Below are 11,783 nucleotides of genomic sequence, written 5' to 3'. Positions count from 1 at the left end.
CACGCTCCACGGAACGAGGGCCCGTGCGGTCCCGCACGGGCCCTCGTGATGTGTCCGCGGGACGGATCAGACGGCGATCAGGTCGCAGACGAAGATCAGCGTCTCGCCGGGGGCGATACGGCCGCCGGCGCCACGGTCACCGTACGCGAGGTGCGCGGGGATGGTCAGCTGGCGACGGCCACCGACCTTCATGCCCTGCACGCCCTTGTCCCAGCCGGAGATGACCTGACCGACGCCGAGCTGGAACTGCAGCGGGGTGCCGCGGTTCCACGAGGCGTCGAACTCCTCACCGGTGGAGAAGGCCACGCCCACGTAGTGGACCTTGACCATGTCGCCGGCCTTGGCGACCGCACCGTCGCCCTCCCAGATGTCCTTGATCTCCAGGTCGGCCGGCGGCTCGCCGCCCGGGAAGTCGATCTCGGGCTTCTCGATGCTCACTGAACTGCTCCTCCACATGAATAACTGGGCAACCGGGACAGTCTTACATCTTTGCCAGCAGGTCCACGGCGAAGACCAGCGTGGACTTGGCGGGGATGGACTGCTGAGCCTTGTCGCCGAAGGCCTGGTCCGGCGGGATGACCAGCAGGACACGGCTGCCGACCTTCTTGCCGATCAACCCGTTCTTCAGACCCTTGAGGGTGACCTGGGCCAGCGGGAAGGTCTGGGTCTTGCCCGTGGCGTACGTGCTGTCGAACGTCTTTCCGTCCTTCCACAGCAGGCCCACATAATTCACGACGACGCTGTCGGTCTCCTTGATGACCTCACCCTTGGACTCCAGGATGTAGTTGGAGACCAGCTTCGTCGGCGGGTCGGTCTTCTCCGGGATCTTGACCGTCGGAGCCTTGCCGTCGGTGTTGGTGCCCACCTTCGGCAGGGCGGTGTTGTCCTGGGCGACCGCGGTGCCCTGGGCCGACGCCGGGATGTGCGTCGCCTTCAGGATGTCCACGACGAAGACGAGGGTGGCGTTCGGCTTGATGTCGCCCTGGCCCTGCGCGCCATAACCGAGGTCCGGCGGAATGACGAGCTGGACGCGGCTGCCGACCTTCTTCCCGAGGAGCCCCTGGTCCCAGCCCTTGATGACCATGCCGGCGCCGAGGGTCAGATCGAACGGCTGCTTACGGTCAAAGCTGTTGTCGAACGGCTTCGTGGAGTCCCACGCCTGCCCCAGGTAGTTGACCTGGATCGCGTCGCCGTTCTTCAGCGCCGCGCCCTTTCCCTCACTGACGACACGCGTCTTCAGATCCTTGGGAGGATCGCCTTCTCCCTTGGACAGAGTGGGCTTCTCGCCGAACTTCGCACCCGCGGTGATCGCGGGAAATGCGTTATTCGAGGCAGAGGCTGAAGCGGAGGCGGATCCCTTGCCGTTGCCGCCGCACGCCGCTGTCAACAGCAGCAGGGGGACAACGAGAAGGCCGGCAAGTCGGCGCACTGGTTCCTCAGATCTCAGACGGCACAGTTGATTGGGTCCCCGACACTCTAGGGCGTGCACAGGGCCCCGCACGAGGAACGTACGGGGCCCGAGTCGCACAGGAGCCGAGGCGCGTCCTGCGCCCGGTCACATACCCGCGATCAGCTTCTCCACTCGATCGTCCACGGAACGGAACGGGTCCTTGCACAACACCGTGCGCTGCGCTTGGTCGTTGAGCTTGAGGTGGACCCAGTCGACGGTGAAGTCCCGCCGCTGCTCCTGGGCCCTTCGGATGAAGTCACCGCGCAGCCGCGCCCGGGTGGTCTGCGGGGGCACGGACTTGCCCTCGAAGATCTTCAGGTCGTTGCAGATGCGGGCGGCCTGCCCCTTCCGCTCCAGCAGGTAGTACAGCCCGCGGCGCCGGTGGATGTCGTGGTAGGCGAGGTCTATCTGGGCGACCCGCGGATGGGACATCGTCATGTTGTGCTTGGCCCGGTACCGCTCGATGAGCTTGTACTTCATCACCCAGTCGATCTCGCTCCCGACCCGGTCGAGGTCCTCGGCCTCGACCGCGTCGAGCGTACGGCCCCACAGCTCCAGGACCTGTTCGACGGTGCCGGTGCGGATGCCGCGGCGGTCGACGAAGTCCACGGCCTTCTCGTAGTACTCCCGCTGCACCTCGATGGCGGACGCCTCGCGGCCGCTGGCGAGGCGCACCTTGCGCTGCCCGGTGATGTCGTGGCTGACCTCACGGATCGCCCGGATCGGGTTCTCCAGCGTCAGATCACGCATCACCGTGCCCGCTTCGATCATGCGGAGCACCAGGTCCGTCGCGCCGACCTTGAGCAGCATCGTCGTCTCGGACATGTTGGAGTCGCCGACGATGACATGGAGGCGGCGGTACCGCTCCGCGTCCGCGTGCGGTTCGTCACGGGTGTTGATGATCGGACGGGAGCGCGTCGTCGCGGAACTGACGCCCTCCCAGATGTGCTCGGCACGCTGGCTGACGCAGTAGACCGCGCCACGCGGGGTCTGCAGCACCTTGCCCGCACCACAGATCAGCTGCCTCGTGACGAGGAAGGGAATGAGGATGTCCGCGAGCCGGGAGAATTCTCCGTGCCGCGCCACGAGGTAGTTCTCGTGGCACCCGTAGGAGTTTCCCGCCGAATCGGTGTTGTTCTTGAAGAGATAGACGTCGCCCGCGATTCCCTCCTCGTGCAGGCGGCGTTCGGCGTCGACAAGCAGGCCTTCGAGAATGCGCTCGCCGGCCTTGTCGTGGGTGACCAGCTCGGTCAGATTGTCGCATTCGGGGGTTGCATATTCCGGATGCGATCCCACGTCGAGGTAGAGGCGGGCGCCGTTCCGCAGAAAGACATTGCTGCTGCGGCCCCATGACACGACACGGCGGAAGAGGTAGCGCGCCACTTCGTCAGGAGACAGTCGGCGCTGTCCCCTGAACGTGCACGTGACGCCGTACTCGTTCTCCAGCCCGAAAATGCGGCGGTCCATGACTGAACATTACGCCTGATGGCCCGAGCTGAAACCGGGTTGGACAGCACCGTTTCGATCGTTTTCCGATCCATGCGCGGAAACGTCCGTACGCCCGGGAACTGCGAGGACCCTTCCCGTCGCCAGCAGAACCATCAGTGCGGCCACTCCACCGGCCCCCGCGACGGCGAAGCTCGACGCCGTACCGCCCAGCTCGACGGCCGGGCCCGCCAGGGCCGTTCCCGCCGCCGCGCCCACCCCGAACGTCGTCACGAGCCAGGAGAACGCCTCCGTCACCGTGCCCCGCGGAGCATGCCGGTCCACCACGATGAACGAACACGCGATCGCCGGCGCCAGGAACACCCCGGAGAGCGCGGCCAGGGCGGTCATCGCCACCACATCCGGTGTCAGCATCAGTGGCAGATAGCCGAGGGCCAGCAGCGCGACGATGACCCGCAGCCGGCGCTCCGGCGCTCCGGCCCACTGGCGTGCCCCGTACACCGCCCCGCCGATCAGCGCGCCGAGACCGAGCGCGGCCATCAGCCAGCCGTAGACCGCCTCCCGGCCGTGGTCGTCGGCGTACGCGACGCCCGCCACCGTGATCGAGCCCAGCGCGAGCCCGACGAAGAAGAAGGAACCGAGAAGCGCCAGCAGCCCCGGCGAGCGCAGCGCGCCCAGCCAGTGCGCCTCGCGGGGTGCCGAGCGCCAGGTACGGGAGGGCTCCGACACCACCACGGAGAGCGCGCCCAGCACTCCTATCGCGTTGATGACGAGCAGCGCGGCGGCGGGCGACCAGAGCGAGACCAGCACCGTCACCAGCAGCGGGCCCACGGTGAACATGACCTCCTGGGCCACGGCGTCCATCGCGTACGCCCGGTGCACCCGGTCCTCCCTCCCCAGGACCGTCGGCCACAGCGCCCGCAGACCCCCCTCCAGCGGCGGCGTGAACACCCCTGCCACGATCACGGCCCCGTACGCCAGCGGAAGCGATCCGAGGCCCACCAGAGCCAGCAGGGACATGCCCAGCGCCGAGACGACGGACGCGGGAAGCTGGACGCGCGGCTGGCCGTACAGGTCCACCGCCCGGCCCAGCAGGGGCTGCCCGACCGCCGTGGCGAGGCCGTACACCGCCGCGAGCGCCCCCGCGAGGGTGTAGCTGCCGCCCTCGGACCGGGTGAACAGGACGATCGCGATGTGGGCGGTGCCGCTCGGCAGGCGTCCCACCAGCGTGCCGATCAGCAGCCGCGCGGCATGCCGCGCCCGGAGGATGTCCAGATATCCCGCGGCCATGTCCGCCCCTCTCCGCCGGGCGCCTTCCGGACACCTGAGGTTTTACGTATAACGTCGAGCCTCATACGTACCATGTGCCCTGTCCTCAGGTCCACCTCACGCCCGCACCAGCACCGCACCCGCCCAGCCCGGAGGCCCCCGTGACCAGCGCATCCCAACCCGCCCCGGCCCGGCCCACCAGCCGCGACGTCGCGCGGGCCGCAGGCGTCTCCCAGGCCACCGTCTCGCTCGTCCTCGGCGGCAAATGGCGCGGCAGGGTCTCCGAGGCGACCGCCGCGCGCGTCCGCGCCGCCACCCAGGACCTCGGCTACCGGCCCAATCTCGCCGCCCGCAGCCTCCGCCTCGGCCGCACCAGGACCGCACTGCTGGTCGTCCCGGCGCTCACCAACGAATTCTTCGCACGGGTCTACACCGGCGCCGCCGCCGTCGCCGCCGAACACGACTTCGGGGTCGTCCTCTACCCCTCCCCCGACGGCACGGGTCCGGCCAGGGACCCCTTCGCCTCCGCCCGCGCCGCCCTGGACGGGGTCATCGCCTCATCCATGGCCGCCGACGCCCTCGACGCCCTGCGCGGCGCCGACCTGCCTCTGGTCATGCTGGACAGCGACCCCGCGGACACCGGCGTCGCGGCCCGGGTCAACCTCGACATCGCCGACGGCATGCGGCAGGTGACGGACCATCTCCTCACCCTCGGCCACCGCCGCTTCCTGCACCTGGCGTCGGCCATCGACTCCTGGACCTTCGCCGTTCGCGCCGGGGCCGTCCGCGACACCCTGCGGGGCGTGCCCGGCACCTCCGTACAGACTGTCCCGGCAGCGCTCGACGTACGGGCCGGCCGGGAAGCCACGGAACAGGCTCTGTCCGCCCCCGGCCCCCGGCCCACCGCGATCATCTGCGACGACGACATCCTCGCCGCGGGCGCCTGCAAGGCCGCCCGCCGGCTCGGCCTGCGCGTCCCCGACGACCTCTCCGTCACCGGCTTCGACGACCTGGCTCTGGCGACCGCCGTCGAACCCGAACTCACCACCGTTCAGCTCCCCGCCGAGCAGGTCGGCGAGCGCGGCATGACCGCCCTCCTGTCTGTGCTCGACGGCTGCCCTGTCGAATCAGGCAGCCTGCCGGTGCGCCTGGTCGTCCGCGGCTCCTCCGGGCCCCCGCCACCCCGTTCATGACGATGCCCCGGCCCACCGCGAACGGTGGACCGGGGCACGGGAACATCCGGCAGGGCTACTCCCCGGACGACTCCGGGGACGCCGGCGGCTCCGCGGACTCGGCGGCCCCCGACGACTTCGTGACATCGGTGGGAGCCTCGCCCCCCTCGCCGTCCTCCAGGTCCGACGGGGCATCCGTCGGCACGGCCCCGCCGTCGGCCTCCAGCAGCCGCGTCAGCTGCCGCCCGACGATCCGCTTGAACTTCCGCTGCTGGGGCCGCGTACGGTCCAGGACCGCCACCTCGAGCCGCTCCGCGGGAATCTCCCGCTCGCTCCCGTTGGGATCACGGGACAGTGCCTGCACAGCCAGCTTGAGCGCCTCCGCCAGCGTCATTCCGTCACGGTGGCGCTGATCCAGGAACGTGCTGATCTGTTCCGCATTGCCGCCCACCGCGACCGAACCGTGCTCGTCCACGATCGAGCCGTCGTGCGGCAGCCGGTAGATCTGATCGCCCTCGGGCTCGACGCCCACCTCGGCGACCACCAGCTCCACCTCGTACGGCTTCTCCGCCGCACTGGAGAAAATGGTGCCCAGAGTCTGCGCATAGACGTTGGCCAGCCCACGGGCCGTCACATCATCGCGGTCGTAGGTATATCCACGGAGATCGGCGTAACGGACGCCGCCGATACGCAGATTCTCGTACTCGTTGTACTTACCGGCGGCGGCGAAACCGATCCGGTCATAGATCTCGCTGAACTTGTGCAGCGCACGGGACGGGTTCTCGCCGACGAACACAATGCCGTCGGCGTACTGCAGCACAACCAGGCTGCGACCACGGGCAATGCCCTTCCGGGCGTATTCCGCCCGGTCGGCCATGGCCTGCTGAGGTGAGACATAGAACGGCGTCGACACCGGCTATCCGTCCCTTTCTGTCAGTGACGAGTGCATCGAAGAAGCCCCGGGATCCGGATCAGAGCAGCGCGGCGCGCGGGCCGTCGGGCTGCTCCATCCGGCGCTCCAGGATCGACCGTGCGATGTCGGAGGAATCCGCATCGGTGAGCCTCCGGAAGCCCTCGTCGGTGATGACGGTGACGATCGGATAGATCCGCCGGGCCACATCGGGGCCGCCGGTCGCCGAGTCGTCGTCCGCGGCGTCGTACAGCGCCTGCACGACCAGGGTGAGCGCCTCCTGCTCCGTCAGGTCCTCGCGGTAGAGCTTCTTCATCGACCCGCGGGCAAAGATCGACCCGGAGCCGGTGGACGCGTAGCCCTGTTCCTCGGAGCGGCCCCCGGTGACGTCGTACGAGAAGATCCGGCCCTTCTCGCGGTCGACGTCGAAGCCGGCGAAGAGCGGAACCACGGCGAGGCCCTGCATGGCCATGGCCAGATTGCTGCGGATCATCGTGGAGAGCCGGTTCGCCTTGCCCTCCAGGGAGAGCTGGGCTCCCTCGACCTTCTCGAAGTGCTCCAGTTCCAGCTGGAAGAGCTTGACCATCTCCACGGCGAGCCCCGCCGTACCGGCGATGCCCACCGCCGAGTACTCGTCGGCCGGGAAGACCTTTTCGATGTCGCGCTGCGCGATCATGTTGCCCATGGTCGCCCGCCGGTCGCCGGCGAGCACCACGCCACCGGCGAACGTCGCGGCGACGATGGTCGTCCCGTGCGGCGCCTCGATCGCCCCCTGCAAGGGCGGCAGCTGCCGGTTGCCCGGGAGCATCTCGGGAGAATGGTCGGACAGGAAGTCCATGAACGAAGAGGATCCCGGCGTCAGGAAGGCAGCTGGTAGACGCCCGGTGCTACGAGTGTTGGCTTCCACGCGTTTCCCTCCAGGTATGCGATGGCCCTGCGCAAGGTGTCAGGATCATCCCCCATCTTGCCGATGGCCGAGTTGCAGTTGAAGCACAGTACGCCCCGGACCCTACCCGTCTCGTGGCAGTGATCAACATGCACGGCGGGGGCAGCCAGACAGATCGTGCAGATGCCCATCTGCGACGAGATCATCTCGTCGCGCTCGGCTTCGGTCATGCCGTACTGACGCTCCAGGTGGCCCGCACGCCCCTGAACGGCCCGGCACGCTCTGCAGCGCGTCGACAGGCCGTCGGAGGCGGTGGCAATGCGATGCCACTCGCTATGAGGCTTGACCTCCCCACATCGCCGGCACAGCTTGTGCCCTTGCGCAATGTCCATCTTTTCCCGCACCTGCTTGCCGATCGCCTCCCGGCGGCGCCGGCAGCGCGCGGCTCCGTACTCCGCTACGCACTCCCGGCACCGCACTTGGAGACGGTCGGCGCGGTTCTTGTCACCAGCGAACGAGGCGAGCGGGAGCTTGCGCTCACAACCCGTGCACGGCTTCACCGCAGACGAGTCAGACATGCCCGCTACTGTCCACCTTTTTGTACAAATGAACGAACGAAATCCTCGGCGTTAGCCTCGAGTACGTCGTCGATCTCGTCCAGAACGTCGTCCACATCGTCCGACAATTTCTCTTGCCGCTCCTTGAGGTCTTCCGAAGCCTGCGCGTCCTGCGCCTGCTCCTCGACCTCCTCGGTGGAGCGCGTCGCCTTCTGCTGTCCGCCGCCGGTGTCCTTGGTCGCCATGTAGCTCACCCCGCTCGGTTCGAAGCACTTGATCAGACCCTACCTACGGGGTCCGACATTGGCCCGGTAGTTCTCTACAACGCCCGGGGACCATCTCGATGATTCCCAGTCGGCGGCTGTTTCAGCCGCCGGACAGCACCCGGACCAGCTCTTCCGCCGTGCGACAGCGGTCCATGAGCTCCTTGACGTGGTTACGGGTCCCCCGGAGCGGTTCCAGGGTGGGGACCCGCTGCAGCGAGTCATGGCCCGGCAGATCAAAGATGACCGAGTCCCAGGAGGCCGCGGCGACGTCGTCCGCGTACTGCTCCAGACAGCGACCGCGGAAGTACGCCCTGGTGTCCTCAGGGGGCTTCGTACGGGCCTCCTCGACCTCGCGCTCGTCCAGCAGGCGTTTCATCTTCCCGCGGGCCGCGAGACGGTTGTAGAGACCCTTCTCGAGCCTCACGTCGGCGTACTGGAGGTCCACCAGGTGCAGCCGGGCCGCGTCCCAGTCCAGGCCGTCACGGCGGCGGTAGCCCTCCATGAGCTCGCGCTTGGCGATCCAGTCGAGCTCGCCCGACAGGCTCATCGGATCGTTCTCCAGGCGGTTGAGGGTGTCCTCCCAGCGGATCAGGATGTCCTTGGTCTGCTCGTCGGCGTCCGCGCCGTAGCGCTCCTCGACGTATTTGCGGCCCAGCTCGAAGTACTCCATCTGGAGCTGTACCCCGGTGAGTGTCCGGCCGCTGCGGAGCGTGATCAGATGTTGCAGGGTCGGGTCGTGGGAGACCTGGTGCAGGGTGCGCACCGGCTGGTCGACGGCCAGATCGACATTGATGAAGCCGTCCTCGATCATGGAGAGGACGAGCGCCGTGGTGCCGAGCTTGAGGTAGGTGGAGATCTCCGACAGATTCGCGTCGCCGATGATCACATGGAGACGGCGGTACTTCTCGGCGTCGGAGTGGGGTTCGTCGCGGGTGTTGATGATGGGGCGCTTGAGGGTCGTTTCGAGGCCGACCTCGACCTCGAAGTAGTCCGCCCGCTGGCTGATCTGGAAGCCGTGCTCGTGGCCGTCCTGGCCGATTCCCACGCGGCCCGCGCCGGTGACGACCTGGCGGGAGACGAAGAACGGGGTCAGGTGGCGCACGATGTCGGAGAACGGGGTCTCCCGCTTCATCAGGTAGTTCTCGTGCGTGCCGTACGAGGCGCCCTTGTTGTCGGTGTTGTTCTTGTAGAGGTGGATGGGCTGGGCGCCGGGGAGCTGGGCCGCGCGCTCGGCGGCCTCGGCCATGACGCGTTCGCCGGCCTTGTCCCAGAGGACGGCGTCCCGCGGGTTGGTGACCTCCGGCGAGCTGTACTCGGGGTGTGCATGGTCGACGTAGAGCCGGGCACCGTTGGTGAGGATGACATTGGCGAGGCCGATGTCCTCGTCGGTGAGCTGGCTGGAGTCGGCGGTTTCGCGGGCGAGGTCGAAGCCTCGCGCGTCGCGCAGCGGATTCTCCTCCTCGAAGTCCCAGCGGGCGCGTCGCGCCCGGTGCATCGCCGCCGCGTAGGCGTTGACGATCTGGGACGAGGTGAGCATGGCATTGGCGTTGGGATGTCCGGGCACGGAGATGCCGTACTCCGTCTCGATGCCCATTACTCGCCGTACGGTCATGCGGCCCTCCTTGCCCGGCGGCGTTCCCTTCCGGGATCGGCGCTCAAGTACCGCTGCTTGTCCGGTGCGTGTGCGGTGCCCGTCCCCGCACTGCGCGACTGGGCGGTACGGAAGAGCCTAGAGCGCCTCTGCGCTGGTGGGGAGATCAATTACGTCATTGTTCCGGTGTCGTGGGAGCTGTCCGGAAAGCAACCGGCTGCGGATGCCCGGCCGGGCATCCGCAGCGGGTCTGCGTTCTACAGGTACTGCCCGGTGTTTGCCACCGTGTCGATGGAGCGACCGGTGTCTGCGCCCTGTTTTCCGGTGACAAGGGTGCGGATGAAGACGATCCGCTCGCCCTTCTTGCCGGAGATCCTGGCCCAGTCGTCGGGGTTGGTGGTGTTGGGAAGGTCCTCGTTCTCCTTGAACTCGTCCACACACGCCTGGAGGAGATGGGAGACGCGAAGGCCCTTCTGGCCCTGGTCGAGGAAGGCCTTGATGGCCATCTTCTTGGCCCGGTCGACGATGTTCTGGATCATCGCGCCGGAGTTGAAGTCCTTGAAGTACAGGACTTCCTTGTCGCCGTTGGCGTACGTGACTTCGAGGAAGCGGTTCTCCTCGGACTCGGTGTACATCCGCTCGACGACGGACTGGATCATGGCGTGAGCGGCGACTTCCTTGGAACCGGCGTGTTCGGCGAGATCGTCGGCGTGCAGCGGCAGGGAAGGCGTGAGGTACTTCGCGAAGATGTCCTTCGCCGCCTCCGCGTCCGGACGCTCGATCTTGATCTTCACATCGAGACGGCCGGGCCGCAGGATCGCGGGGTCGATCATGTCCTCGCGGTTGGAGGCGCCGATCACGATGACGTTCTCCAGGCCCTCCACGCCGTCGATCTCGGCGAGCAGCTGGGGGACGATGGTGTTCTCCACGTCCGAGCTGACACCGGATCCGCGGGTGCGGAAGAGGGATTCCATCTCGTCGAAGAAGACGATGACGGGGGTACCCTCGCCGGCCTTCTCGCGGGCCCGCTGGAAGACGAGACGGATGTGCCGCTCGGTCTCACCGACATATTTGTTGAGGAGCTCCGGACCCTTGATGTTGAGGAAGTAGCTTTTTCCGGCGGGCTGGCCGGTGACTTCCGCAACCTTCTTGGCCAGGGAGTTGGCGACGGCCTTGGCGATGAGTGTCTTGCCGCAGCCGGGCGGACCGTAGAGCAGGATGCCCTTCGGCGGCCGCAGTTCGTGCTCCTTGAAGAGGTCGGGGTGGAGGTAGGGCAGCTCGACCGCGTCCCGGATCAGTTCGATCTGCTCGCCCAGGCCGCCGATCTTGTCGTAGTCGATGTCCGGAACCTCTTCGAGGACGAGCTCCTCGACCTCGCTCTTCGGGACCACCTCGTAGACGTATCCGGACCTGGGCTCGAGCAGGAGCGCATCGCCGGGCCGGATATTGATGTCGAGGAGCGGTTCGGCGAGCCTTACCACTCGTTCCTCGTCGGTGTGCCCGATGACCAGGGCGCGCTCGCCGTCCTCGAGGATCTCCTTGAGGGTGACGATGTCCCCGGCCCGCTCGAATTCCATGGCCTCGACCACGTTGAGCGCTTCGTTGAGCATGACTTCCTGGCCGCGCCGGAGGTCGTCGATCTCGACACTGGGACTGACGTTCACCCGGAGCTTGCGGCCCCCGGTGAAGATGTCGCAGGTGCCGTCCTCGTTGCCCTGCAGGAAGACTCCGAAGCCGGCCGGCGGCTGTGCGAGCCGGTCGACTTCCTCCTTGAGGGCCACGATCTGGTCGCGGGCCTCGCGCAGGGTGTTGGCGAGCCGTTCGTTCTGTGCGGACACGCCTGCGAGGTTCGTCTGCAACTCGACGATCCGCTCTTCGAGAATCCTCGTATGGCGCGGAGAGTCGGCGAGCTTACGTCGCAGGACGGCGATTTCCTGCTCAAGATAGGCGACCTGGCCGGCTGGGTCTTCGGACCCCCGCCCGGGCCGGATGCCGCGGTTGATGTCGTCGTCGTGGGCTGCCACGGTCCTCACCTCCTCCAAGGGGAGCTGGACGCTTCCTGACCCTACCTGGGTGGGTGATGATTGAAACCCCTAGATCACAAAGACTGCGGGGTGTGTCCGATCTTCACCCTTGCGCTCTCCCTCACGCCAGGGGAATACCCACCGTTCAACATCGGAAAGCGGCCGGTTGTATCGTCGACCCGGTCAACACCCGTCAGGGCTGGCTACTTTTG

The 11,783-nt window shown here is 67.4% G+C and carries 11 protein-coding genes; 1 reads left to right on the top strand and 10 read right to left on the bottom strand.

The features are described 5' to 3' along the window. Positions 1-66: 66 nt before the first annotated feature. From ACIBB8_RS19275 to ACIBB8_RS19260, 4 genes are all read right to left on the bottom strand, one after another. Positions 67-438: an FKBP-type peptidyl-prolyl cis-trans isomerase gene (locus ACIBB8_RS19275; RefSeq protein WP_398953582.1), complete on the bottom strand. Its 372-nt coding sequence runs from the start codon at positions 436-438 to the stop codon at positions 67-69. Between the two features lie 43 nt (positions 439-481). Further along, positions 482-1,429, bottom strand: a complete 948-nt coding sequence (locus tag ACIBB8_RS19270; RefSeq protein WP_398953580.1) for an FKBP-type peptidyl-prolyl cis-trans isomerase — start codon at positions 1,427-1,429, stop codon at positions 482-484. 126 nt (positions 1,430-1,555) lie between these two features. After that, positions 1,556-2,917, bottom strand: a complete 1,362-nt coding sequence (pafA, locus tag ACIBB8_RS19265) for a Pup--protein ligase (RefSeq protein WP_398953578.1) — start codon at positions 2,915-2,917, stop codon at positions 1,556-1,558. Between the two features lie 9 nt (positions 2,918-2,926). Next, positions 2,927-4,186, bottom strand: coding sequence for an MFS transporter (locus ACIBB8_RS19260; RefSeq protein ID WP_398953576.1), 1,260 nt, complete (start codon positions 4,184-4,186; stop codon positions 2,927-2,929). Positions 4,187-4,326: 140 nt separating this feature from the next. Between ACIBB8_RS19260 and ACIBB8_RS19255 the strand changes: the two genes are divergently transcribed. Continuing rightward, positions 4,327-5,358, top strand: a complete 1,032-nt coding sequence (locus tag ACIBB8_RS19255) for a LacI family DNA-binding transcriptional regulator (RefSeq protein WP_398953574.1) — start codon at positions 4,327-4,329, stop codon at positions 5,356-5,358. 55 nt (positions 5,359-5,413) lie between these two features. Here the strand turns inward: ACIBB8_RS19255 and prcA are convergent, their stop codons facing one another. From prcA to arc, 6 genes are all read right to left on the bottom strand, one after another. Further along, positions 5,414-6,250 (bottom strand): proteasome subunit alpha, encoded by an 837-nt coding sequence (gene prcA, locus ACIBB8_RS19250; protein ID WP_398953572.1) that lies wholly within the window; start codon positions 6,248-6,250, stop codon positions 5,414-5,416. A 58-nt stretch (positions 6,251-6,308) separates the two neighbouring features. Continuing rightward, the gene (gene prcB, locus ACIBB8_RS19245) at positions 6,309-7,154 is read right to left on the bottom strand and encodes a proteasome subunit beta (protein WP_398953569.1); all 846 of its coding nucleotides are present in this window, start codon (positions 7,152-7,154) and stop codon (positions 6,309-6,311) included. After that, positions 7,106-7,711: an endonuclease VII domain-containing protein gene (locus ACIBB8_RS19240; RefSeq protein ID WP_398953567.1), complete on the bottom strand. Its 606-nt coding sequence runs from the start codon at positions 7,709-7,711 to the stop codon at positions 7,106-7,108. The genes prcB and ACIBB8_RS19240 overlap by 49 nt, the downstream gene beginning before the upstream one ends. Positions 7,712-7,716: 5 nt before the next feature. Further along, on the bottom strand, positions 7,717-7,935 hold the full coding sequence (locus ACIBB8_RS19235; RefSeq protein WP_383753714.1) for a ubiquitin-like protein Pup: 219 nt from the start codon (positions 7,933-7,935) through the stop codon (positions 7,717-7,719). Between the two features lie 121 nt (positions 7,936-8,056). Continuing rightward, a complete protein-coding gene (dop, locus tag ACIBB8_RS19230) occupies positions 8,057-9,568 on the bottom strand; it encodes a depupylase/deamidase Dop (protein WP_398953565.1) in 1,512 nt (503 codons plus the stop codon). 236 nt (positions 9,569-9,804) lie between these two features. Further along, entirely contained in the window at positions 9,805-11,571 is a 1,767-nt protein-coding gene (gene arc, locus ACIBB8_RS19225) for a proteasome ATPase (RefSeq protein ID WP_358859912.1), read from the bottom strand. Positions 11,572-11,783 lie beyond the last annotated feature (212 nt).

It is taken from the genome of Streptomyces sp. NPDC051286, assembly GCF_044455345.1.
GTDB lineage: Bacteria > Actinomycetota > Actinomycetes > Streptomycetales > Streptomycetaceae > Streptomyces.
This window is presented reverse-complemented; position numbering and strand designations above follow the sequence as displayed.